The organism is Tenacibaculum bernardetii, assembly GCF_029125915.1.
In the GTDB taxonomy this organism is placed as follows: domain Bacteria; phylum Bacteroidota; class Bacteroidia; order Flavobacteriales; family Flavobacteriaceae; genus Polaribacter; species Polaribacter bernardetii.
Genome location: NZ_JAQJCU010000004.1, coordinates 25,643 through 51,287 on the forward strand (window position 1 = coordinate 25,643; position 25,645 = coordinate 51,287).

A 25,645-nucleotide genomic window follows, 5' to 3' on the forward strand; every position below is an offset into this window, starting at 1 on the left:
TAATGATGTAAGTTTCTTACTGTACTATAATATAATTATACATAATTGTCATAATCGACATTAGTAAAATCATAAAACCAATAAATAACCAAACAATATTAAAAGTAGATTTTTCTTCAGGTTTATTATATGACTTAAGTAATATGATAAAGAGAAAAAGGATACTAAATAAGCTTATGAAAACAAAAAATTTTTCTTTAAAATTTATTTTTGCAGCGGAAATAGAAATTGCACTAAAAGATATTGTTATTATCGCACTAAAAATACCTAATATTTCAATATTACTTTTTAAATTTTTACTAATTGTTCCTTGCAATTTGTTTTTTTCTTCATCATAGACTTTTATTAAAGAATTTATATTGTAGAAATTTTTTATAGTGTTCTCCGTTTGAGGAATATATGATTTTAATTTTTCAATTAAATTATCATAAATCAAGTAGTCTATTGGTAAAGAAAAAGAAGAAGAGGTGAAAACTTCTATTTCTTTATGTTTAGTTATACTTTCATTATATGGTAATTGATAAGCATAATTTAGATGAATTTTAGACCATTTTAAATTATCTACATATACATTATAAACCTTTTTGAAATATTTTAAGACATCCTCCAGTTCCTTTATTTTTTCAAGTTTGATATTGTTTTTATTTATTAATTTTAATTCATTATCTATATATTTATTTAAATAAAGACAGGCTTTAAAATAAGGAAAGAAGTTGTTAATACTTGTTTTCTGTTGTATTAAATTTATTTCTTCGAGATGATCTTTTATTGCTTCTATTAAAGATTCATTAGGTAAGTGTTTTAATTTTTCAGAAAAAATATTATTTGTTATATAGTTTCGCTTAATATTTATAGCATATTTATCAAAATCATTGTCTGATAAAGTCGTTAATTTATCGATTTGTTCTAATTTATAATTGTTTTCATCTAAGTCTTTGTAATATTTGACTATAGTGTGAATCTCTTTTGCGGTGTGTTTTGTCTTCTCCTCTAGAATTATTTTTTCTGCATTTTTAATCAAAACAAGTCTTTTTTCTCTGTTCTCATCACATAAAAAATGATTTTGAGAATAAGCATCATAATCTTTAAATGTATCTAAATTTAATATGTGAGAGTCTAAGTTAAACTCAATTTCATTACCTAAAAAAACATAATTTTCATTTAAAACATTTTTTTCTGTAGACTTTCTTATGACCAACTTTCTAATAAGAAAGACACATTTTTCGATTAAGATGTTAGATATAACATCTAAATTGGTACCGTTTTCAAAAAAAGAACGAGGCTCATTAAGTCTGTTCTTTATTAGAAGAAGGTTTTGAAGTTCAATTATATTGTATTTTAGACTAAAGTCTTTTCTTAATAAGTCTAAATTCCCTTTAGTAAGTTTTAAAAGGTTTTTTTGAGTTTCATTTTTAAGCTCTTTAAGAAGGTTATCAGTATTATCTGAAATATCAAATAAAGTATGCAGAGAAGGATTTTTAAATTGTCTAATTAAATAGTTTGAGCTAGACCTGTATTCAATTAAACAATCTTTTAGCAGTTTAAAAGGGTTGTGATTTATCACATAATCCGTTATAGTTAAAATTAAATCATCATCAAAAGAATCATCAAAATCAACAACATTTAATAATAAATGGGAATCTATAATAACCTTATCAATTTCAGTTTTAAAACCATTTTTAAAAGGTTCTCCAACTATAATTGAACGATTTAAGTACTCAAATAAAATAATGAGATTTCTATTAACATAAGTTTTAAAATTTATTTTAAAAAACTTTAAAAAAACCTCGTTTTTAGATTTGTCAAATTCTATTTTACTGTTCAGGTAATTTGAATTTGCCGTATCGTAAATTTCTTTAAGCCAATTTTTATCTAATTCATCTATGTGAGAAGAAATTTTACTTATCCAAAAATCTTTCATGAATGTTAAACTAGATCTAGGCTTAAAGTTTTATTATCATTAACAATTTCTTCGTTGGGGATTCTAGCTGAAAAATTACCTTTTATTCTAGCTAAAGAATAATTTCTTTTCCAAGAATTCCATTTATGAGACAGTTCAACTAAATCACTAGCATCAGCAATTATTAACTTAGGTTCGTTCTTTTTTAAAATACCTATGGAATTTATTATTTCTTCATGTAGGTGGCTTTCAACAAAAGAAAAGTTACTTAATATTTTTGTAGAATACCTGTCTATATTTAACCCTTCTATGCCAGAACTTTTGATTTTCTTGTAAGTATCAGTTTCAACAGGCCCATAAGGCATCGCAAAGAAGTCATACCCACTTAATATAGAATCATTTTCTTTTGAATTTATAGCTGCTACAAAAAATTGAAGTTTAATTAATTTCAAAATACTAAAATCATTGTGGAGATTGAAATCGTCTTCACTATAATTTAATTCTTCTTTATACCATTCCTTTAAAAGGGAAAATATATTTTTAAAAATATTAATATCGTGAGGCATTTTTTATTTAAATATATGAATTTTTGTGAGAAAAAACAATTTTTATAGCGCTTTAATTTTTTATCTAAGAAATAAATTCACCGTTAGTTACCTTTTCAGAAGGTTGTACAAAGGTTAATTTGCCATCAGGAGTATCTGTCATTAAAATCATTCCTTGACTTTCGATGCCTTTTAATTTACGTGGCGCTAAATTACAAACTACACTAACTTGTTGTCCAATAATATCGGCAGGTTTAAAGCTTTCGGCAATACCAGAAACGATGGTTCTTGTGTCTAAACCAACATCAACTGTAAGTTTTAAAAGCTTTTTAGTTTTAGCTACTTTTTCAGCTTCGATAATTGTACCAACACGAATGTCTATTTTTGTGAAATCATCAAATTCAATGGTTTCTTTTTGAGGCTCTAAAACTCTGTTTTCAGCTTCGTTTGCTTTTTTGGTAGCTTCTAACTTATCTAATTGCGCCTGAATTTCAGCATCTTCAATTTTAGCGAATAATAATTCAGCTTTATTTATTTGATGATTATCAGCAATTAAAATATTTTTTTCAGAAATAGCTGACCAAGTTAATTCGTCATTGCGAGTCAAGTTTTTTCTGCTTGATGTGGCAATCTCATTATCAGAAGAGATAACTTCGTCGGAAAACTCCTCGTTATGACGAATATTTAAGATGTTTTTCAATTTAGCAGAAGTAAACGGTAAAAAAGGTTCTGATAAAACGGCTAATCCAGCAGCAATTTGTAAAGCTACATTCATAATTGTTTTGGTGCGTTCTGCATCAATCTTAATCATTTTCCAAGGCTCTTCATCTGCCAAATACTTGTTTCCTAAACGCGCTAAATTCATTAATTCTTGAGACGCTTCTCTAAAACGGTAACGTTCAATAGATTTTGCAATTACATTCGGAAATTCTTTTAAGCTCGCTAAAGTATCTTCATCAACTTCAGATAATTCATTAGCGGCAGGAACTTGTCCGTCGTAATATTTATTTGTTAAAACAACAACACGGTTTATAAAGTTACCGAAGATAGCTACTAATTCGTTATTATTTTTTGCTTGAAAATCTTTCCAAGTAAAATCGTTGTCTTTACTTTCTGGAGCATTTGCCGTTAAAGTATAACGTAAAACATCTTGCTGATTCGGAAAATCTTCTAAATATTCGTGTAACCAAACCGCCCAGTTTTTAGACGTTGATAATTTATTTCCTTCTAAATTTAAAAACTCGTTTGCTGGCACATTTTCTGGTAAAATAAAATCGCCATGTGCTTTTAACATCGATGGAAAAATTAAACAGTGAAATACAATATTATCTTTACCAATAAAGTGTACTAATTTTGTGTCGTCTTTTTTCCAATAATCTTCCCAGTTTTTGCCTTCACGAGCTGCCCATTCTTTGGTAGCAGAAATATATCCGATAGGCGCATCAAACCAAACATATAAAACTTTTCCGTCTGCTCCTTCAATAGGTACCGGAATTCCCCAATCTAAATCACGGGTTACGGCTCTAGGGCGTAATCCGTCATCAATCCAAGATTTACATTGTCCTAAAACATTAGGTTTCCAATCATGTTTATGACCTTCAACGATCCATTTACGTAAAAAATCTTCGTGTTTATCTAACGGTAAAAACCAATGTTTTGTTTCTTTTAAGGAAGGAACATTTCCTGTAATTGCCGATTTAGGATTGATTAAATCTGTAGCATTATGACTTGTACCACATTTTTCACATTGATCTCCGTAGCTTTCTTCGTTTCCGCATTTCGGACACGTACCAACAACAAAACGATCTGCTAAATATTGGTTCGCTTCGGCATCGTATAACTGCTCTGTAACTTCTTCGATAAACTCGCCATCATTGTACATTTTAATGAAAAAATCAGAGGCTGTTTTATGATGAATTTCAGATGATGTACGAGAATAGTTGTCAAATGAAATTCCGAAATCAACAAAAGATTTTTTGATGATTCCGTGGTATTTATCAATAATATTTTGCGGAGTAACACCTTCTTTTTTTGCACGCATCGGTATCGCTACACCGTGTTCATCAGAACCACAAATGTAAATTACATCTTTACCTTTTTGACGTAAAAAACGTGTATAAATATCTCCAGGAACATACACACCTGCTAAATGACCAATATGAATTGGTCCGTTTGTATAAGGTAATGCTGCTGTAATTGTATATCTTTTTGGTGTACTCATTTTCTTCTGCTAAAATTAAAGTGCAAAAGTACGAAAAAGCAATTTTTTAAACTGTTATAAAATGGGTACATTTGATAGATTAGACTTTATATATTAATAGCATAAAAAAATAAGACACTATTTTGAAGAGAAGTGTACTAGTATTATCTTTTTTCTTAACAGCTTTAATAGCTTTTTCGCAAACAAAAACTATGAAATTAATAACGCCGCCTTCTTTACAAAAAGGAGATACAATTGCGATTGTAGCACCTGCAGGAATATTAAAAAACAGAAAGCATGTTATAGATAAAGCAAAGAAATTAGCGCAAAGTTGGGGTTTAGAAGTTGTGTACGGAAAGCATTTGTTTAACCAAGCGCATCATTTTGCAGGAACTGATGAAGAGCGTTGTGAAGATTTTCAAAAAGCTTTAGATAATCCGAATATAAAAGCAATTTGGGCGGCTCGAGGAGGTTATGGTTCTGTTCGGATATTAGATAAATTAGATTTCACGAAGTTTAAAGAAAAGCCGAAATGGGTGATTGGTTATTCTGATATAACAGCTTTTCATAATCATATTCATAATGTGGGTGTAGAAACCATTCACGGAATTATGGGAACAAGCATGCAAGATGCGCCTGAAGTAATAGCAAAAAGTGTTGAATCGCTTAAAAGAGCATTGTTTGGAGAGAGTTTAGCGTATGAAATTTCGAATTCAAAACACAATCGATTAGGAAGAATAAATGGAGAATTAGTAGGAGGGAATATTGCCATTTTAGCATCTATGTTAGGATCAACGAGTCAAATGTCTACGGATGGTAAAATTTTATTTATTGAAGAAATAGGCGAATATAAATATTCTATTGATCGTATGCTGCAAAGCTTAAAGCGTGCAGGCTATTTTACGAAAGTAAAAGGAATTATTGTTGGTGATATGACTAAGGTTAAGAAAAATACTACGCTTTGGGGAACTTCAATAGAGCAATTAATTTTAGATGTGATTCCGAATGATGTACCAGTATTATTTAATTTCCCTGCAGGTCATGAACCTGATAATAGAGCTTTAATTATGGGAAGAAATATTACGTTAAACATCAAAGAAAAAACAGCAACGGTAAATTTTTAAATAGTGGCACAGCATAACGATCTTGGTAAAAAAGGGGAGGAGTTAGCAATTACTTATTTGCAGGATAATGGCTATGCTATTATTGAAAAAAACTACCGATTTAAAAAAGCTGAGGTTGATATTATTGCACAAAAAGAAGGTGTTTTAGTAGCGATAGAAGTTAAAACACGATCGAGTACTTATTTCGGAAATCCACAAGATTTTGTACACCCAAAGAAAATAAAATTACTAGTTATGGCGATAGATAATTATGTAATCGAAAAAGATTTGGATATAGAGGTTCGGTTTGATATTATTGCTGTATTAAAAAATAAAGATACTTATAAGATACATCATATAGAAGACGCTTTCTTATATTTTTAAACACAAAAAAGCCCAACAATTAAATTGTTGAGCTTTTTGTTTTTGTTAAGTAGGATTACTTATTTAAATAATTTTTTACATCATCTAACAAGTTAGGCATTGCAATTATTTTTTTGTTGGCATCTAATATAAAATAAGAAGGCGTACCTAATAAATTATATTTTTGCACTGTTTCATTATCAAACTTATAATCAGGATGCGTTCCTATTGCGTTATGAGAATGTGGTAATTTCTTAATAAACTCTGTCCAATCTGCTTCGTCATTTTCAATTCCGAATGTAATTACTGAAACATTTTCATGGTTTGCATTCATATAATCATGTAGTTCAGGAACTTCATCAACACAATGAGGGCAACCGGTACTCCAAAATACTAATAAGTATTTTTCACCATCATTTAAAGTAGATAATTTCATTTCTTTATCACCTTCTTTCCAAGAAAAATCAGGAGCAATTCTACCAACAGTTGCACTTAATAACTGTACTTTTTCTTTTTTAAATTCAGCATCAAACTGATCGGCTGGTAAAACATCATAGTATTTTTCAAATAACCAATCTACAGCTTCACCATTACGTTTATCTGTTAAAGAAGTAATTAAAAATTCGGTAACAGCTTTTCTTAATTTACCATTAGGAACTTCATCCATAACTTTAAGAATAGATCGTCTTAATAACTTTCTTTGCATTTGGCTATCTTCAGATGAATTTAGGTAAAAAACAAAATCAGAAATACGATCAACTAAAAAAGAAGAATTGTAAAGAGCATCACTTTTAAAATCAATATATTTAAAAAAGTTCTCATTTGTAGCAGCTAAATACTCTTCCATATTATCAAACGGATTAGACTCATTGTATCTTTGAGAGGCTTTAATAAAGTGATTTACTAGCATACCTTCCGATTTATTCTCATACATGTCTTGTAAATCCTCAAGCTCATCTAATGCTTTTTTGTAAGCTTTTTTGGCATCTTTATTTTCTTCAGTTATAAAAGTTGCTTGGTTTAGGTCAACTTTATTTTGAATTTCTGCGTAAGCTATTGAGTATTCGTTTAATAATTTGTTCTCTCTAGAAGCAGTAAATACAACAGATTGATCTGGGTATTTAGGGTTGAATATAAACTCTACATTTTCTTTATTAAAATAAAAATCTACAAAACCAGCACCTTTATTTCTGTAAGTAGCTCTATATGCACCAGGTTTAGCATCGTCTTTTAACTCGAATTGAAACCTACCTAACACTTGATTTTCTCCACCAACTGCAATAGTATCAAATTCTATAGTCGTATTTGCTACGAATTTTTGCTTAGCTCCTTCTATTTTATAAAGAATAACCCAGTCGGTTTTCTCAGGTGGAGTTAAGGTTCCTTTAACTGTATATTGAGCGTTAGCTATAGAAGTGGCAAGTATTAATAGCGCCAGTAATTTTTTCATCATTATAATTTAAAGGTTTGTAAATATGATTTAAAACTAATCATTTGCTAACTTCTTTCCAAGAAGTGTACCAATTTTATTTTTTCTTGCTTATTTTTAGAAAAGTTTATTTATAAAATAGAAATATGCAGCTGAAAAATAAGGTGTTTTGGATTACCGGAGCTTCATCGGGCATTGGTAAATCTCTAGCAATAGAATTATCTAACTACGATGTGAATTTAATTTTATCATCAAGAAATAAAAATGCGTTGGAAGAGGTTAAAAATAAGTGTAAAAACATATCGAAAGTAAAAATAGTTACGCTTGATTTAGAGAAATATGAAAATATGAATTCTAAAGTTAAAGAGGCATTATTGTGCTTTGGAGCGATTGATGTTCTGGTAAATAACGGAGGTTTAAGTCAACGTTCATTGGTTGTAAACACTGATATTTCTGTAGATAAACGCTTAATGGATGTTAATTATTTAGGAACCGTGGCGTTAACAAAAGCATTATTACCTTATTTTATTAAAAATAAATCTGGTCATTTTGTCGTAACTACAAGTATTGTAGGTAAAATTGGTACTCCGTTACGATCATCTTATGCGGCAACAAAACATGCATTACATGGTTTTTTTGATAGTTTACGAGCCGAACATTATAAGGATTCTATTTCGGTAACTTTAGTTTGTCCGGGTTTTGTAACCACCAATGTTTCTAAAAATGCACTTACAGGAGATGGAACTCCGCAAAATAAAATGGACAGCGCAACGGCAAACGGAATTGATCCTGACCGTTTTGCTAAACTAATGCTAAAAGCTATTAAAAATAAACGAGAAGAAGTATATATCGGCGGAGCCAAAGAAAGGTTAGCCGTATATGTAAAACGTTTTTTTCCTAAAATTTTATCAAAAATGATTCGTAAACTAAGTGTTACTTAAATAAAAGGTATATAATTTATTGCTAAGAAAATGAAGCAATCTTTTTAATTGAGATAAAGATTACTTCGTTATTCTTCCTCGTAATGAAGAGTTTATAAAAACTACTTAAAAAAGTCAATCAATTCAAAATAATTAATAATTGCTTCTTTTATTAAAACGGATTGTTCACCGGGTTTTAAACTTGGTAATTCAGTTAAAGTTTTATAATGAGGCCAACCATCTTCATCAAAAAAATCAAATTCATAATATCCGTAAGGTTCTAAAAGCTTGCAAATAGCAATATGCATTAGATTTACTTTTTCATCCTTTTTAAATTTACGTTGCCCTTGTCCTAATTCTTGTACACCAATTAAATAAATAACCGCATCTACATTTAACTCATCACCGTCGGCAAATTGATCTGATAAATTTTTTACCAGAAAATCCCATTTTTCCTTTAAGTTAACTTCTTTCTCCATCTGTTTTTTTTGAGTTAGCAAAGATACAAATGAGTTGTGTATATTTGGTGCAGAATGTGCACACATAATTATTTAGTGTGTATATTTTCATTAAAATGCTATTATTTTATATTTATGAATACGTTTGATATTATTATTGCAGCTTTACTTCTTTTCGGTTTTATAAGAGGATTAATGAAGGGGTTATTTGTTGAGGTTGCTTCTTTGGTTGCTTTAGTAGCTGGAGTTTATGGTGCAATACATTTTTCGTATTTTATTGCCGATTGGTTAAAAGATAGCGTTTCTTGGGACGAGAAATATATTTCATTAGCTGCTTTTGCTGCAACATTTATTGTTATTATAATTACAATTTCTCTATTGGGTAAAATATTAACTAAAATAGCCGATTTTGCTTCTTTAGGAATAATTAATAAAATTTTAGGCGGTGTTTTTGGCGCCTTAAAAATCGGATTGATTTTAAGTGTTGTTTTTATTTTCTTCGGAAAAATGAATGATATGATTCCGTTTGTAAACAAAGAAAATTTAGAGGAATCTATTTTATATGCTCCTGTTAAAAAGATAGCACCAACAATTTTTCCATCAATAATTAAAGATGATGGAGAAGTAACAATTCCTGAGATTGAAGAAACTTTAGAAGTTGAGGTATAAAAAAAATCCGAAGTTATTAACTTCGGATTTTTTGTTTAAAATCTATATTTTAATTTTAGCAATGCAAACCTTGGTAAAAGCCTGTATTCTGTTGTTAATGTTCCGATATCACTAATAGAAAAACTCTTAAATGTTTTAGTATTTAATAAGTTTTTACCCGTTAGGTAAAGTGTTAATTTATTCTCTATAAGGTTGTAAGTAAGACTAGCATCTACAAAATTATAAGTAGCATCTTTTTCTAAGTTTCCGAAATAATAGCGTTCAGATTGTATATCAGCATTAAATTTCTTGCTAAAAATAAAAGATAAATCTAAGAAGCTTTTATTATTTGTAAATGAATTCTTAAAACCAGATTGTTGTATTTTAGAAGTGTTCCACTTTGTACCAAAGTGATAATTAAAAAAACCTCTAAAGCCAGAGCGTAAGTTTACACCATAATTATAATTGTTAGAAGTTACTTTTCTTAAGCCAGTATTGTTTACACTATTTTTAAACTCGCTTTTAGTATAGCCAACATCTAATTTAAGGTTAGAAGAAATCGATTTAAAATAATAATCTATTTTAGAGTTTAAGCTTACATATTCTCTATCTTTTACTACAATTTTTTCAGCTTGATTATAGTTTTGTTGTATTAAACTATTGCTCGAAAAGAAATCGTAATTTTTGGTATACATTAAACTAAAATAAGCAAAAAAGCGATCACTATAATTACCTAGCGAGTAGTTTAAATTTGCAGTTGATGAATTTAATTGATTAAAATTACCGGTACCTTTAGAAAAAGACCGGAAACTTGTTAATGCAAAATTGTTATAAACATCTACTATTTTTGCATTTGTAGTATTGTAAGAAATTGAAGAGGTTATTTTATTGCTATCATTTATTTTCCAATTAATACCAATACTTGGATTTATATAAAAGTAGTTTTCACTTTTACTAAGAGTATTGTCATTTAAACTGTTAGTAAGGTTGTGAAAGTTTAATTTACCAATAAGACTCAAATTTTTAATTTTTAAATGATATTTACTTTTTAAATACGCATCATTAACCTTGTACTCAGTTGTGTTTTTATAAGCAGCTGGAGTATTTACAATTGTATTATTTTCTAATAAAGTAAGTTGTGTGTTTAATTTATCGGCTCTATATTCATTACCTAATTGCAGCTCTAATAAATCACCATTTTCTTTTCTGGTTAGTAAATGTGTATTAAAACCAGCAAATGTCATTTCGCTATCGCTTAATTGTTGTATGTTATTTGCATTAGTAGAACTTGGAAATAAATCTTGAAATAAAAATTGATTTGTTTGATAATTTTGAGGTGATTTTTCATTGATAAAACGTGCTGTTGTTACATAAACGTTTTTTTGATTGAGCTTATTTGTAAATGTTATTTTTTGATCAAAAATATTATTTTGATGTTTTAAATTTTCGATAGTACTATTACCGTTAAAAGTTAAATTAGAAGTATCATTTAAAGCACCATATTTATATTTGGTGGTAGCTGCTAGCATTTTATCTTTATCGATGTTATAAATTACATCAACTTTACCAAAAGCAATGTTACTTTCATTATTTAACTCAGTGTTTTCAGTGTTTGTAAAATTGGTGTTGGCAGTATTTATATTATCAATACTTGTTTTGGTGTCACTATTTTCATCCCAATTTAAAAAACTTAAGGCTTTTATTTTTAGTTTTTTTGATGGATTAAAAATGGCGTTTAAAGAAGCCAATTCGGTATTGTTAAAATTGGTTCTTTCTTTATCGAAAAATGAATTGTAAATAGATAAGTTTAATAAGTTTCTGGTAGATTGATTATCACCAATGCCTCCTGGTTCGTTGTAACTAGTAGGGTTTATTAAGTGATTTATGTTACCCGTAACATCGATACCTGTATTGTTAAGGCTGGTTAAAAAAAAGTATTTATTCTTTTTTCCGAAGTTCATAAGGTTGGCTTTTGTTTCGTAACGATTTTCAGAAAACAAGCCATAGCCTAAACTGATATTACCAAACCAAATACGTTTTGATTTTTCGTTTAATTTTAAATTTAAAGCAACTTTATCACTATTTTCTATGCCTTTTAAAAGATGGTTATTAGAATATCTTTTTAATACCTCTACTTCTTCAATAGGATGTGCGGGCATATTTTTAGATAGTATTTGATAGCCTTTTTCGAAAAAATCATCGCCATCAACCATTAGTTTTTCTATTTCTTGGTTACCAACTTTTATTCTCCCTTCGCTATCAATATTTAAACCAGGTATTTTTTTTAGTAAATCTTCTACAGTTTGTTCAGTACCATTGGTAAATGCTTTTGTTCTGAAACGAATGGTATCTTTTTCTATAAAAACAGCTTTCTCTGCTTTTATAATTACTTCATCTAAACTGATAGCATCCTCTTGTAAAACGACATTAACAGTAATTTTAGCTTGGTTTTTATTAATTACTATTGGGGTTGTTTTAGGCTTAAATCCTAAGGATGAAAAAACTAAATTAAAACTTCCTGTTTTATTTGTTTTAAGTTGATAATAACCTTTGTTGTTTGAATAAGTATATGAAATATATTCTTTAAGTAAACTATCTTTTAAAATTACATTTCCTGCTATTATGTTATTCTTGCTATCTTTTAAAGTACCTGAAATTATAGTTTGTGAAAAACTATAAGTACATATTAAGAAAAAAAAGAAGGTATTTACTTTTGTTTTTCTTCCCATTCGTATATAATCTCTTTAGTAGAATTTCTATCTGTAGACGATTTTATTATAGTTGTGCCTCTATCGCTATTTTTTGCATTTATTTTTGCAGTTCTTTCTTTGTCTCTATTAGGAACAATAACCTCAATATACTTTCTTAAAGGTATTGCTTTTTCTTCATTAGGGAAGTTGTTAATAGTTATAGTATCTTTAAAATTCACTTTAGTAACCCTAAAATACACTTCTTTTTTATCATCTTTTACTTCAATTATTAAACCTGGTAATCCTTGTAATTTCCATGGGCCAAAAGGCACTGGTATTGCACTTGTAAACCAGGCGTTATAGGTTCTGCCTCTAAAGTAGCCAGTTGCTTTTTGGCATTTATATTCACCTATCTTTTTAAACTCATTTGTTATTTTCCAATTAATTTTTGGCAATTTTTCTTTAAGAGATGACTTTGTATTGGTACGTCTAAATATTAATAGATTCTTATTAATATCAGTAAAAACTTGCGGTCTATTATCAGAGTCGGCTAGGGTAATATTAAGATTTCCATTTACCCTTTTTTTAGTCTCTTTTTTAAATCCATTACTTGTTTTTAATACAATATAATGCGATTTATTATTATCTATTTTTAAAACTCCAGTAGTTTTATACAAGTGACTAATATTTGTAATAACATCATATTGTACCTCTAATGAGTTTTGCCCCATAACAGTTGCTGTTATTAAAAATAAAAATAGATTTAGAGTTATTTTTTTCATTTTTTTAAAGAAATTTTACTTTTTCAATTAGATATAATTCATTATTCAATTTTATTAATTGAGTTGTAGCAATTTTTGTTCCTTTTTTTATTTGAGATGAACTTATTTGGTTGTCGCCCTTAATTTTATTTTTCTTCCCAGTCGTGTATCATTTCTTTATCTGTATCTCTATGAATTTTTGAAGTTACAGTTGTATTTCTATCACCATTTCTTGAATTAAATTTTGAATCTAAAGCTTTAAATTTATTTGGTACAATAACTTCAAAAAATTTTCTAAATGGTATTGCTTTTTCTTTGCTAGGTATATTAATAATAAGTTCATTTTCTTTAAAACGAATAGAAGTAACATTAAATGAAAATTGTGCTTTTTCATCTGTGGCTTCTAAAATTAAACCTGGTAAACCTTGTAATTTCCATGGGCCAAATGGTACAGGTATTTTAGTCGTAAAATATGTTGTATAGGTTCTGCCTCTAAAGTATCCTATTGCTTTTTGGCATTTATAGTCTCCTATTCTTTTAAATTCATCAACTATTTTCCAATTAATTTTTGGTAATTGTTCCTTTAGAATGTTGTTTTTTCTAAACATTGGTACTGAACTAATAAGTAATTTAGTGCTAATGTCTGTAAAAACTTGAGGTCTTCTATCAGAATCAGGAATTAAAAGATTTAATTGCCCATCTATAACTCTTTCTTTAATTTTTTTTAATCCATTTTTGTTTTTTAAAACAGTATAATGAGATTTATCATTATCTATTTTTAAAATAGCTACTGCTTTGTAACTTGTATTGCTAATTACTTGGTAGGTCGCTTCTATAGAATTCTGTCCAAAAATAGTTGAGGTTATAAAGTATAATGATATTAGTATAATTATTTTTTTCATTTTTTTATCCGAATATATTATTAAAATTTTATTTTTCCCAATCATATACAAGTTCAATACCTAATCTTGTTGGTTTAGATGTTGTAACGTTTGTTCCTTTTTTTACTCGAGATGAAATTATTTGGTTATCGCCCTTAATTTTATTATGAACTTTTCTTATGTAGTCATAGTAAGTAATTAATTTAGTATCCAAATTTTCATTCCACTTTAAGTTTATTTTCTGGCTATATGGATATTTTATTCTACTAACAGTCCATTTTATTTTGTTAACTCCAGTATCGCTATATATGTACAAAATAAGACCAGGTAATGATTTGAATTTCCAAGGGCCAAACGGAATTGGTATTTCTGTGGTGTAATAAGCAAAATAGTCTCTTCCTCTAAAATGTAATTTAGCTAAATTACATTTATAACCTAAAATTTCTTTTGTTTTATTTGGAATTAGCTCCCAGTTAAAGTTTGAAATGCTATCTTTTATAAATAGTATTTCTTTTTTAAAAGGTTGTTTTATCTTAACAGTGTTATTTTTAATTGTTGCATATGTTTTTGCACCTTTTATCGAAACATTTTTTTGAACTACTGAGTAGCTCTCATCCTCATTTAAAGTTACGTTCTCATTATTTGTTATACTAATAGCACCTTTTATTTTTATTGCATTTTCGTTGTTTGCGATCAGCGTAACTTTATTTGTGAAATAGCCATTGTAATAATCATATTCAACAAAAATATTTTTTGTTTGACTAATAGTAATTTGTACGATGAATAATAATAGGATTGTTGTTGTTGTTTTCATTTGGTGATAATTAAAACTAACACCTTATTATGTCAAGGTGTTAGTTATTATTGTTTATGTGTACATTATTTCAAAAGCCTTTAATCTTGCAGCTAATTTGCAGCCATCAGAACTACTAGTTTCTTCTGTAAAATAATAAGTCGTAGATACAGGTCCAGTATCATAAAATCTAACAACTTCAATAGAATAACTACAAGTTCCTATACTTTTATTAGAGTTATTTATTGTAACTACACTTAAATCATTAAAAACATCACTTTTAATAAGTTCAGTTTTTGTGTTGTCAATAATTGGGTTTTCTGTAGTAGCATTTGCATACGTTCCCATTAGCATAAAAGCTAAGATAAAAATTACTTTTTTCATAATATTTAAAAAATTAATACTCCATTATGGTCTAGAGCGGTTAGTTTGTGACCAAGTAATAGATTATTCATTTTAAATCTACATTTAACAAGTGACTAGTATTTGTACAGTAAGAATTCTTTTAATGAATATAATTATTACTTCTACAAACATATAGTTCAAACATATAGTTCAAACATACAGTACACAATACCCAATACCCCTATTTGTTTGTTAGGGGTATTGGGTAGTCAAATAGGGTTAACCCTGTTTTTGTTAACTTTTCTTTAACATTTGTTGTTGCGTTACTAGCAAGGCGGTAAGAAATTAAGACATAAAAAAATCCGAAGTTATTAGCTTCGGATTTTTAAGTTTAAAAATTATTATAGTTTATAGTAAAGTTACTTTTCCGCTACTAATGTGGTAAACTCCACCAACAATTTTAATTTCTCCACTTTCTTCCATTTCATTTAAAATAGGACTTTTCTCTCTAATTCTCTGAATGGTTAACTGTACGTTGTTTTCAATTGTTCTATCAACAAACTCAGTGTTAGAAGAGTTATGATCTCCAGAAACTTCTTCAGTAGATTTTTTTACTGCAGGCTGAATATTATTTAACATTGATGTTATGTTTCCTAATTCAACATGATCACATGCTGCTTTAATTGCACCACAACTTTCGTGACCTAATACAAAAACCAATTTGCTTCCTGCAACTTTACATGAGTATTCCATGCTTCCTAAAATGTCTGTATTTTCGAAGTTTCCTGCTACACGAGCTACAAAAACATCGCCAATAGTTTGATCGAAAATTAATTCGACAGGAACTCTAGAGTCGATACATGAAAGTACAATTGCTTTAGGGTGCTGACCGTCTGTTGTTTGAGTAATTAGTGCTTTATGATCTATCGTATGAACTTCATCTCTAATAAAACGAGAGTTACCTTCTATAAAATCTTGTAAGACAATCATGGGTGTTAGTTTGTCTTGAACATCTTTTGTTATTGCTTTATTTCTATGTGGCATTTTTTTATTTTTTAAATTCGTCTTTTACATTTTCTTTTATCCATTGTACACAAGTATTAAAATTTTTAAAGATGTGTTCTTTCGGAATAAATTCTGGAATGATACCTATTCGTTCCATCATATATCTTGGTTGCTTTAATAAGTTTACAAACAAGATATCAATATTTTTTTTCTTTAAATCTTGTAACATATCTTCCATCGCATATAAACCAGATTGATCCATATATTGCATTCTACCTAAACGCATAATTACTGTAGATGCTGTTTCTGGTATTTGCTGAGAAAGTGCTTGAAAATCGCTTGTAGACCCAAAAAATAAAGGACCCTTTATATGTTTTATGAAAATTTCTTGTTTTAATTCTTTCGGAAAATCTATTTCATCTGGCCAAGCTTCTTCATCTAACGATTTTACATCAGAACGATCGGCAGTTAAATCACCAATTTTTTTCATAAACATTAAAGAAGCAATTACTAAACCAATACCTACAGCATATACTAAATTCCAGAAAGTAGATAATAGCATTACCACCAACATAATAATAACTTCAGAGCTTATTTTAAAAGGCCCGATTTTAGCATCACGAGGTAAGTTTGGTATTGCCTTTAAACCTTTATAATCCATAACACCAATACCAACAGTAATTAAAATACCAGCTAATACTGCTGCAGGAATTTTAGAAGCAATAGGTCCTAACCCTAATAAAATAACTAATAACATAATACCAGCTACCATACCAGATAATTTGGTTTTACCACCAGAATTAATGTTTACAACCGTACGAATTGTTGCACCTGCACCAGGAATACCACCAAAAATTGCAGCAATACTGTTTCCAATACCCTGACCAATTAATTCTTTATTTGGTTTGTGCTTTGTTTTTGTCATGTTATCTGCAACTACCGATGTTAATAAAGAGTCAATTGCTCCTAATAACGATAAGGTTAAGGCAGTGAAAATATATGGAGTAATACTAGAAAAATTAAAATTGGTAAAAATATCTATATTTGGAACAGGGAAACCACCTGGTATTTCTTGAATTGCACGATAAGGCAATGAAAAACCAATGGCAATACTTGTCATAACAACTAAAGCAACTAATGTACTTGGTACTGCTGTTGTAATTCGTTTGAAACCGTAAATAATAAATATAGTTCCTAATGATAGTATTAGTTCAAGCCAATTTATATTTTTTAAAGCTCTTGGCAATACTTTAAAGGTTCCTAAAACACCTGAAGCTTCTTTACCTGCTAATGTTTCACTTTCTTTTAAAATATCTGCCTGCGTTATTTTTTGTGCTCTAGAAACTGTCTCTTCAAAGTTTTCTAACACTAAAATTTTTTCTCCAGCTTCATCTTTTAAAATGTTTTCTAAGATTAACTCTTCCGCTAAAGGTTTAAATTGTTCTACAAACTGAGCATCTTCTTTTGCGTAATAACCAACAGATGGTAAAAGTTGTGTAACTAATATAATTACACCAATGGCTGTCATAAATCCTGAGACCACTGGGTAGGGAATATATCGTATATATTTACCTAAACCTAAAACTCCTAAGGCAACCTGAAACAAACCAGCCAATAAGAATACTGTTAAAATTGCAGGTAAAGCTTTTGATACATCACCTTCATTAGCAGCTATAATACCAGCAATAACTACCATACTTACTGCTGTCATTGGTGCGGTAGGTCCTGATATTTGTGTGTCTGTACCACCAAAAAGAGCAGCAAAAAACGAAATAAATATAGCACCATATAAACCAGCACTTGGGCCCAAACCAGAACTAACACCAAAGGCTAATGCTAAGGGTAGGGCTACAATTCCGGCAGTAATACCACCAAATAAATCTCCTTTGAAATTTGAGAATAATTTTTTCATAAATTAAATATAATCGATTGTTTGATCTTTTTTCTTAAAGAAAAAAGATAGTGAAAAGTGTTTGTAATCTCAAAAAAAATGAGAGTTACTTTTAAAAAATGTAATAAACTATGTTAACTCGGGAGGTGGAGTTAATATTTTAGGGTATTGAGAAATGTAGTTTTTTGATTTAAAACGAACATTTTTCTTCTTTTGAACATCATTAAAAAAAACAGAAGTATTGTTAGCTAATAGAGAGGTTTTTAAGTCTAAAACTTTTAGTACTTTATGACTCTTATTTTCTTCTTCTTCATTTAATTCTAAAAAAACAGTAATGTCTTGGTTTTTATCAACCAAGGATATAACCGTAGGTGTAATAATAATACCTGCGAATAAAATAATAAAGAAAATTGCTATTTTAGATTTCAAATGAAACTAGTTTCTTTTATGAAAAGCGAAATTAACCAATTTTATAGACTTAAAATGTTATAATTCCTTTAAATTTTTAGAAAGCAACCATCCTATTTTTCCATCGACTAGTTTAATTTTGTTCCATTTATCAACCGTATCTAATACTTTAACCTTGGTGCCTTCATGCAACATAAATATTTCATCAGCATCTTTAGTTGGTGCATTCTTTACATCAACTTCTTCTGAAAAAACAATCGCTTTTATTGTATTTTTAGATTGATTATATTGTGAGTACGTAATTGCGAAAGCAGCAATCAATAGTATAAAAGATAAAATACTAGTAGTAAAAAAAAACCTTTTTTTATTCGGAGTATCCGAAAAGTAAAAAAACAAGTATAAAGTTGCCGCAGAAAAAGAAAGCAAAAGAACGATTATAGCCCAAGTATTATAAGTGATTTTTTGTAATATATTTTTATTTATTTTTTGAAAAATAGATTCAGGTAATGCTTCAATTCTATCTAAAGTTAACTTCTTTGCTATAACTAAATTATTTTTAGCGTCTTCATTTAAAGGGCTTAAAAGAATTGCTTTTTCGTAATTGTAAATAGAAGGTGCTACTTTATTTAATTTATAATAAGCATTTCCTAAATTATAATACAATTCAGATGAAACCTTTTTAGAAGCTTCTATTTTTTCATATAATTTAATAGCTTCTTGGTATTTCCCGTTTTTATATAGCGCATTTGCAGTTACAAACAATTCATTAGCGCTTTGCGCTAATACAACGGTTGATATAAAAAACAATATTAATACAATAACCTGTCTCATTATAATTGTCTGTCTAATTGTGTTATTACTTCTTTTGCTTTTTCGTATTCTTGCTCCATTTGTAGGTTTGTAATTGGCGTATACCTAGCAAAATCACAATCGTTTAAAACAGCTATAAAGCTATTTATACTGATATCATCTACTTTTTTATCTTGTAGCAAAAAGGTGATTTTTTCACTGCTAATATCCAAAGTTTCTATACCTAATTTAGCCTTTAAATAATTATGTAATGCTCTTTCTAAAGCTTCATAAAATGCTTCTTTATTTCCTAATTCTTTTTGTGCTTCCGATAAATACTTTTTAGCCAACCTATCTGCTTTTCGTTTTTTATTTCCAACAACATCACCATCTCGTTCTTCTTTTTTCTTATTGATAAAAATAGCAACAGGAATCGAAATTATTGGTAAGAATAATAAAATGTAAAATAAGATAGAATTAAAAAAATTGGTTGTTTTTACAGGCTCAAAGCTTGTAGTAGATTGTAAGTATTTAAAATCATCCCCAGTAATTTTTACATCTTGTTTCACAACAACATCTGATTGATTTTTTGGTAGTGGTTTACCTTCTAAAACATCAACATATAAATCATCTGTAACTATAGTTTTATAGGTTTTTTCCTTCGGATCAAAATAAGAAAAGCTCGTTCTCGGAATCTTGTATTTCCCTTTAAATTTTGGCACAACAGTATATGTGTCACTAACAGAACCTCTTATTCCGCTAGAAGTAACGCTAATTTTTTCTTTTCTTTCTGGCTGATAAATTTCAAGTTCTTCAGGTGTTTCTACTTTAGGAAGCTCAAATAGTTTTAAGTTTCCTTTTCCGTTAACTTCTACTTTTATTAATGAAGATTCGTTTGCTTTTAAAGAGCCTTTGTTAAGTGAAACATCAAAAGAAAAATCACCAACGGCGCCGGTAAAATTCTCAGGTTTATTAGTTAGAGGTAAGGCTTTTGCGCGAACTACTTTTTTAGCAGATGAAAACTCTCTTCTAACTTGTTTTGTAATTACATTTCCAAAAAAATCAGCACGACCTGTAGGTACGGCAACAATAATATCCATTTTCATAGGATCTATTGTTAATCTTCCGTTTTTGGTTGGTACTAATAATGCTTTATGCAGTACCGCATATCTATAACGTTCACCATTATACATTCCTGTTTTTACAGGTGTTCCGTTTCTTTTTATTTCTTGATTCCAAAAGCCGTTATATTGCGGAGCCTCTGTAATTGCATTGTCATAAATACCAACGTTATCACTAAAATAAAGGCGATATTCAACATAAACACTTTCACCAACATATGGTTGCGACTTAGAAAGTTCTGCAACTAAATGGATGTTTTGTTGTGCTATATAATTCGGATCGTTAGGGTTTTTAGGAATATCAACAGCGCTTAAAACAATAACTTTTACGGTATTCGATTTTATAATTTCCCCACCAATTTCTATAGTTGCTGGTGGAATATTAAATTCTCCTTTTCGTTTGGGCTGAATAATATAGGTGTAAGATTTAGAGAAGGTAACTTTTCCGTTTATCCAAGATTGACTAACAGATTGACTTGGACCTCCAACTATTTTGAAGTTTTTAAAGTTAGGTGCTTTAAAATTATCTGCTCCTTGTTTATTGGTCGAAAACTCAACACGTAAACGTTGGTTAACACCTAGTTTGTTTTTACTAACAGTTGCTTTTAATGCTGATTCTTGCGCATTAATAGTTAAGGTTATAAAAAGGAGTAATAATGATGTATATAGTTTCAACTTCATATTCATTTTCAAAAAAACATTAAAAAGAGTTAAGTGTAAAAAAAGATAAGATTACCAATCTTTTTCTTGTTTCACCTTTTTTCCTTTCGATTTTTTAACATTCATTTTCTTTTGTGTCTTCTTTTCCTCGTTATTCAAACTCTCTAACAATTGCTTCATTTGCTCAGGAGACATTTGTGCTTGTTTTGGCTGCGGTTTTTGATCTTTCTTTTCAGGCTTTTTTTGATCTTGTTTGTCTTTGTTTTCTTGATCTTTTTTGTCGTCCTTCTTATCCTTATCGTCGCCTTTTTTATCTTTATTCTGATCCTTCTTCTTGTCCTTGTCGTCCTTCTGATCCTTTTTATCTTTGTCGTCTTTTTTATCCTTATCCTTTTTGTCTTGCTCTTGTTGTTTTTTTAAATCTTTTTGAGCAACAGCTAAGTTATAACGGGTTTCATCGTCATTCGGATTTCTTCTTAAAGCATCTTTATAAGCATCTACAGCTTGTTGATATTGTTTTTGCTCCATTTGTGCATTTCCAATATTATGATACGCTTCTGCTTTATCAAACTTATCTTTCGATGTTTTTGCTGTTACTTCAAACTGCGCAACAGCTTCTTTATATTTTTTCTCTTGATACAACGTGTTTCCGAAATTGTAACTTGCCTTATCATAGGTGCTGTTTTTTCCTAGTGCTTTTCGGTAAGAAATTGCGGCATCACTAAATTTTTGTTTATTATATAACTTATTACCTTCACGCAATAAGCTCCTCGCTTCACGCTGCAGTTTTAAGGTGTCTATCTGTGCTGATACATTTATAGTAATCAACATTAAAAATAGTAATAGTATGTTTTGTAGTTGTTTCATTTCTTATAAAATAAGTTCTATGAACCTTCTTCGTTAAATAAATCTGCTTTCTTAACCCATTTAGTTTTCTTCTCGAAAAAGAATAAATCAATAATTAAAAATAGCAATCCGATTCCTAAAAACCACTGAAATTGATCTTTATAATCAGAAAATTGTTTTGTTTCAAACTCACTTTTTTGAGCATTGGTAATAATGTTTTCAATAATATCAACAGGATTATCAGTTCTATTACCGTCAATATATTTTCCTTCGGATGCTTCCGCAATATCTTGTAAAACAGTTGTTGTTCTTTTGGTAATTACGGTTTCTCCTTTTCTATCTTTTTTATAACCAATAAGTGCGCCATTTAATTTTATAGGAATAGGTCCTCCTTTTTCTGTGCCAACACCAATGGTGTATACTTTTACACCTTCGTTAGAAATATTCTGAGCAACTTGTTTTGTTTCCTCCTGATGATCTTCACCGTCAGAAATGATAATTAAAAAACGATTGGTTTGCTCATCATTATTATAATAGGTTTTAGCTAAGTTTAAAGCTTCGTTAATTGCTGTTCCTTGGCTCGAAACCATATCTGGATTCGCATTTTGTAAAAACATTTTAGCGGCAGCATGATCGGTTGTAATAGGTAATAACGGATATGCATTACCTGCATAAATTATAATTCCGACTCTGTCACTTCCTAACTTATCAATAATTTTAGAAATAATTTGCTTTGATTTTTCTAATCTGTTTGGCGCAATATCTTCAGCCAACATACTTTTAGAAACATCTAAGGCAAAAACAACATCAACACCTTCTCTTTTTACGGTTTTTAATTTGGTTCCCATTTTAGGGTTTACCAATGAGATAATTAAAAAAGAAAGTCCGATTAAAAAGAAAATCAACTTTACAACCGATTTAAATGTAGATGAATTCGGAGCAATTTTTGCTAATAACTTAGCGCTTGCAAATTTTTTCTGAGTGCGTTTTTTCCACCATAAAACCAACAAGAAAATAACAACTATTATTGGAATAATTGCAAACAGATAAAAATATATTGGTTCTTCTATACGATACATTTTTTATATAAAACTTTTAAATAATGTGTTTTTTAATGTGAATTCTACTAACAAAAAGATACCTGCTAAAAACACTAGTAATCGGTATTTTTCGGTGTAATTATAGTATTTAAATTCTTCTATTTTTGTTTTTTCTAGTTTGTCAATTTCATCATAAATAGCTTTTAATTTAGAGTTATCGGTTGCTCTAAAATATTTACCATCTGTTTCTTTAGCAATATGTTTTAATAAATCTTCATCTATTTCAACTTGTTGTTTTCTAAAAGAAATTTTACCTGTTCGAGGATCTTTCGCCCAAGGGAAATCAGCCATTCCGTTTGTTCCTATCCCAATAGTGTACACTTTAATATCGTTTCCTTTGGCTAGTTCGGTTGCTGTTTTCGGATCTACAAAACCAGCGTTGTTTACACCGTCGGTTAAAAGAATAATAACTTTACTTTTTGCTTTGCTTTCTTTTAACCTGTTTACAGCAGATCCTAATCCCATACCGATAGCGGTTCCTCCTTCTAATTGTCCCCATTTAATTTCAGAAATGGTTCTTTTAATGATAGATTTGTCGCTTGTAATTGGTGTTTGAGTAAAACTCTCACCAGCATATACTACAATACCGATTCTGTCATTTGGTCGACGATTTACAAAATCAACCGCCACTTTTTTAAGGGCTTCTAGTCGATTTGGCTTTAAATCTTTAGCCAACATACTTGCAGATACATCAATTGCCATAACAATATCAATACCTTTATTTGTTTTCGTTTTTTTACTTACCGCTACGTTTCTTGGTCTTGCTAAAGCAATAACCAAACATGTTAAAGCTGCTAGTCGTAATAAGTACAATAAAGGCTTTAATTTCGATAAAATAGAACCTTGTACTTTAAAACCTTTAACGCTAGATATTGTTAATTGTGCACTATCTTTTTTTCTAGAATAGTAATTCCAGAAAGCTAATAACGGAATTAATATCAGCAACCATAAAAATTCGGGATTATGAAATTCAAAATTATTCCACTTCATCTTCTTTTACTTCTTTTTTAGGTTTCAAATTATCTAATACACTCTTGGCATCTTTACGATCTCCTTCAATTTGATGTGCCATTGGTTTCGACTTCGCAAACTTTACTAAATCAGATTCTTGTAATAATTTTCGTAACTTATAAATTGTTTCTTTATCTGTTTCAATCGATTTTATTTCGTTTAAATCGTCTAAAATAGCTACCAATTCATCCGTAGTAATTTCTAGTGCAGGTATGTTTAATTCCCTTTCTATATAACCTCTTACAATTTCGGTTAGTTCACTGTAGTATTTTTTAATTTTATTGTTTTGCCACAATAGTTTTTTATCTAATTCTTGCAGTTTTTCAATCGCCTCTTCATAAGGCGGTAATAACGGAACAATAATTTCTTCTTTAACTTCTTTTTTCTTTTTGATAACAAAGAAATAAAGTAACAATCCTATTACAATAAGGATAGCTAATGTCCACCAGAAATAATTTTTAAAATCATCAAATTGATATGGTTCTCCTTTGATTGCCTTAATAGGAAATTTTTTAATTTTAGTGGTGTCAATAGCAACTGTTGCTACATTAATTAATAAACTATCTGTTAAATAAGGTTGGTTTTTAATAAAAACTTGTTGCTGCGGAATGTAAAAAGCACCACTATCAAAACCTGTTAAAATATATTTTTGAATCAGTTTATTTTTAACAGTATCTATTTTTAAAGTGTCAATTACCTCTAATCCTTTTAAATTATTTAATTTAGGAAGGATAACGTTTTCAGTTTCATCTACCGAAATTTTGTATTGAAATTGCTCTCCAATTCTAATATTGGTAGTATCAATTTCAACTTTTATTTTGTTAGATTGTGAAAATCCAACACCATAAATAAGTAAGAATATGTAGAGTAATTTAGTCTTCATTTTTATCTTGTCGATTAAAATAGGTAGTTTTTATTTTCGTTTAAAATAGCCTAATAATTTTGTTACATAGCTTTCATCTACGCGTGTATTTATAGTTCCTGAACCACTTTTCTTAAAAGTAGTTTCGAAATAGTCAGTCAATCTTAAAGCATTTGCTTTGTATTGATTTCTTACAGATGACGAACTTGTGTTTACTAAATGTGTAGTTCCAGTCTCGGCATCAAGCATTGGAACCATTCCTAAATTCGGAATTTCCTCATCATGTTTGTCATACACTCTAATACCAGTAACATCATGTTTATTACCAACGAGTTTTAGTGTGCGCTCATAACCGTCATCCATAAAATCAGAAAGCATAAAAACAATGGCTTTCTTTTTCATAACATTTGATAAAAATTTTAAAGCTTCACTAATATCTGTTTGTTTGCTTTTAGGTTTAAATTCGATTAATTCTCGAATAATACGCAATACATGACTTTTCCCTTTTTTAGGAGGAATATAAAGTTCTACCTGATCAGAAAACAAGATCAATCCGACTTTATCATTATTTTGTGTGGCTGAAAAAGCTAGTGTTGCAGCAATCTCGGTAACGGTATCTTTTTTAAATTGATTAGAAGTACCAAAAGATTCAGAGCCAGAAATATCCACAACCAACATCATGGTAAGTTCACGTTCTTCTTCAAAAACTTTTATATAAGGTTCGTTATAGCGCGCAGTTACATTCCAATCAATCGCTCTAATATCGTCTCCGTATTGATATTGGCGTACTTCAGAAAAAGTCATACCACGTCCTTTAAAGGTTGAATGGTATTCTCCTCCAAAAATATGATTAGACAAACGACGTGTCTTAATTTCTATTTTACGAACTTTTTTTAGTAATTCTTTTGTATCCATT

At 29.2% G+C, this 25,645-nt stretch carries 24 protein-coding genes; 4 read left to right on the plus strand and 20 right to left on the minus strand.

Going from position 1 to position 25,645, the window contains the following annotated elements:
* Positions 1-16: 16 nt before the first annotated feature.
* The 3 genes from P2G10_RS04330 to metG form a co-directional block, all read right to left on the minus strand.
* A complete protein-coding gene (locus P2G10_RS04330; RefSeq protein ID WP_275315326.1) occupies positions 17-1,921 on the minus strand; it encodes a hypothetical protein in 1,905 nt (634 codons plus the stop codon).
* A 5-nt stretch (positions 1,922-1,926) separates the two neighbouring features.
* Entirely contained in the window at positions 1,927-2,466 is a 540-nt protein-coding gene (locus P2G10_RS04335) for a type II toxin-antitoxin system antitoxin SocA domain-containing protein (protein WP_275315327.1), read from the minus strand.
* 64 nt (positions 2,467-2,530) lie between these two features.
* Positions 2,531-4,666 carry a methionine--tRNA ligase gene (gene metG / locus P2G10_RS04340; protein WP_275315328.1) on the minus strand — a complete coding sequence of 712 codons (2,136 nt, stop codon included), beginning with the start codon at positions 4,664-4,666 and terminating at the stop codon, positions 2,531-2,533.
* A gap of 191 nt (positions 4,667-4,857) precedes the next feature.
* On the opposite strand from metG, the gene P2G10_RS04345 reads away from it, so the two are divergent.
* Together P2G10_RS04345 and P2G10_RS04350 are read left to right on the plus strand one after the other, a co-directional pair.
* A complete protein-coding gene (locus P2G10_RS04345; protein WP_218772049.1) occupies positions 4,858-5,769 on the plus strand; it encodes a S66 peptidase family protein in 912 nt (303 codons plus the stop codon).
* A 3-nt stretch (positions 5,770-5,772) separates the two neighbouring features.
* Positions 5,773-6,132 carry a YraN family protein gene (locus tag P2G10_RS04350; RefSeq protein WP_218772050.1) on the plus strand — a complete coding sequence of 120 codons (360 nt, stop codon included), beginning with the start codon at positions 5,773-5,775 and terminating at the stop codon, positions 6,130-6,132.
* A 55-nt stretch (positions 6,133-6,187) separates the two neighbouring features.
* On the opposite strand, the gene P2G10_RS04355 is transcribed toward P2G10_RS04350, so the two are convergent.
* Positions 6,188-7,561 carry a TlpA disulfide reductase family protein gene (locus P2G10_RS04355; RefSeq protein ID WP_275315329.1) on the minus strand — a complete coding sequence of 458 codons (1,374 nt, stop codon included), beginning with the start codon at positions 7,559-7,561 and terminating at the stop codon, positions 6,188-6,190.
* 125 nt (positions 7,562-7,686) lie between these two features.
* Between P2G10_RS04355 and P2G10_RS04360 the strand changes: the two genes are divergently transcribed.
* On the plus strand, positions 7,687-8,481 hold the full coding sequence (locus P2G10_RS04360; protein ID WP_275315330.1) for an SDR family oxidoreductase: 795 nt from the start codon (positions 7,687-7,689) through the stop codon (positions 8,479-8,481).
* A gap of 101 nt (positions 8,482-8,582) precedes the next feature.
* Here the strand turns inward: P2G10_RS04360 and P2G10_RS04365 are convergent, their stop codons facing one another.
* A complete protein-coding gene (locus tag P2G10_RS04365; protein WP_275315331.1) occupies positions 8,583-8,939 on the minus strand; it encodes a hypothetical protein in 357 nt (118 codons plus the stop codon).
* A 114-nt stretch (positions 8,940-9,053) separates the two neighbouring features.
* On the opposite strand from P2G10_RS04365, the gene P2G10_RS04370 reads away from it, so the two are divergent.
* Positions 9,054-9,587: a CvpA family protein gene (locus tag P2G10_RS04370; protein ID WP_275315333.1), complete on the plus strand. Its 534-nt coding sequence runs from the start codon at positions 9,054-9,056 to the stop codon at positions 9,585-9,587.
* Positions 9,588-9,622: 35 nt separating this feature from the next.
* On the opposite strand, the gene P2G10_RS04375 is transcribed toward P2G10_RS04370, so the two are convergent.
* The 15 genes from P2G10_RS04375 to P2G10_RS04445 all read right to left on the minus strand — a co-directional run bounded on the left by P2G10_RS04375 (position 9,623) and on the right by P2G10_RS04445 (position 25,644).
* Complete coding sequence (locus P2G10_RS04375) at positions 9,623-12,295, minus strand: carboxypeptidase-like regulatory domain-containing protein (RefSeq protein WP_275315334.1); 2,673 nt, start codon at positions 12,293-12,295, stop codon at positions 9,623-9,625.
* Entirely contained in the window at positions 12,274-13,038 is a 765-nt protein-coding gene (locus tag P2G10_RS04380; protein ID WP_275315336.1) for a GLPGLI family protein, read from the minus strand. Before P2G10_RS04380 ends, P2G10_RS04375 begins: the two co-directional genes overlap by 22 nt.
* Before the next feature lie 125 nt (positions 13,039-13,163).
* Positions 13,164-13,919 (minus strand): GLPGLI family protein, encoded by a 756-nt coding sequence (locus tag P2G10_RS04385; protein ID WP_275315338.1) that lies wholly within the window; start codon positions 13,917-13,919, stop codon positions 13,164-13,166.
* 28 nt (positions 13,920-13,947) lie between these two features.
* Positions 13,948-14,712: a GLPGLI family protein gene (locus P2G10_RS04390; protein ID WP_275315339.1), complete on the minus strand. Its 765-nt coding sequence runs from the start codon at positions 14,710-14,712 to the stop codon at positions 13,948-13,950.
* Between the two features lie 54 nt (positions 14,713-14,766).
* Positions 14,767-15,075, minus strand: a complete 309-nt coding sequence (locus P2G10_RS04395; RefSeq protein ID WP_275315341.1) for a hypothetical protein — start codon at positions 15,073-15,075, stop codon at positions 14,767-14,769.
* A 369-nt stretch (positions 15,076-15,444) separates the two neighbouring features.
* Complete coding sequence (locus tag P2G10_RS04400; RefSeq protein ID WP_275315342.1) at positions 15,445-16,080, minus strand: carbonic anhydrase family protein; 636 nt, start codon at positions 16,078-16,080, stop codon at positions 15,445-15,447.
* A gap of 4 nt (positions 16,081-16,084) precedes the next feature.
* On the minus strand, positions 16,085-17,953 hold the full coding sequence (locus P2G10_RS04405) for a SulP family inorganic anion transporter (protein ID WP_275315343.1): 1,869 nt from the start codon (positions 17,951-17,953) through the stop codon (positions 16,085-16,087).
* A 108-nt stretch (positions 17,954-18,061) separates the two neighbouring features.
* A complete protein-coding gene (locus P2G10_RS04410; protein WP_275315344.1) occupies positions 18,062-18,361 on the minus strand; it encodes a hypothetical protein in 300 nt (99 codons plus the stop codon).
* Between the two features lie 57 nt (positions 18,362-18,418).
* A complete protein-coding gene (locus P2G10_RS04415) occupies positions 18,419-19,171 on the minus strand; it encodes a tetratricopeptide repeat protein (protein ID WP_275315346.1) in 753 nt (250 codons plus the stop codon).
* Positions 19,171-20,931, minus strand: a complete 1,761-nt coding sequence (locus tag P2G10_RS04420; protein ID WP_275315348.1) for a BatD family protein — start codon at positions 20,929-20,931, stop codon at positions 19,171-19,173. The genes P2G10_RS04415 and P2G10_RS04420 overlap by 1 nt, the downstream gene beginning before the upstream one ends.
* 51 nt (positions 20,932-20,982) lie before the next feature.
* Positions 20,983-21,777: a tetratricopeptide repeat protein gene (locus P2G10_RS04425; RefSeq protein ID WP_275315349.1), complete on the minus strand. Its 795-nt coding sequence runs from the start codon at positions 21,775-21,777 to the stop codon at positions 20,983-20,985.
* Between the two features lie 17 nt (positions 21,778-21,794).
* Positions 21,795-22,835, minus strand: a complete 1,041-nt coding sequence (locus tag P2G10_RS04430; RefSeq protein WP_275315350.1) for a vWA domain-containing protein — start codon at positions 22,833-22,835, stop codon at positions 21,795-21,797.
* A gap of 3 nt (positions 22,836-22,838) precedes the next feature.
* A complete protein-coding gene (locus tag P2G10_RS04435; protein ID WP_275315351.1) occupies positions 22,839-23,846 on the minus strand; it encodes a vWA domain-containing protein in 1,008 nt (335 codons plus the stop codon).
* Positions 23,833-24,750, minus strand: a complete 918-nt coding sequence (locus P2G10_RS04440) for a hypothetical protein (RefSeq protein WP_275315352.1) — start codon at positions 24,748-24,750, stop codon at positions 23,833-23,835. Before P2G10_RS04440 ends, P2G10_RS04435 begins: the two co-directional genes overlap by 14 nt.
* A 30-nt stretch (positions 24,751-24,780) precedes the next feature.
* Positions 24,781-25,644: a DUF58 domain-containing protein gene (locus tag P2G10_RS04445; RefSeq protein ID WP_275315353.1), complete on the minus strand. Its 864-nt coding sequence runs from the start codon at positions 25,642-25,644 to the stop codon at positions 24,781-24,783.
* Between the last annotated feature and the right edge of the window lies 1 nt (position 25,645).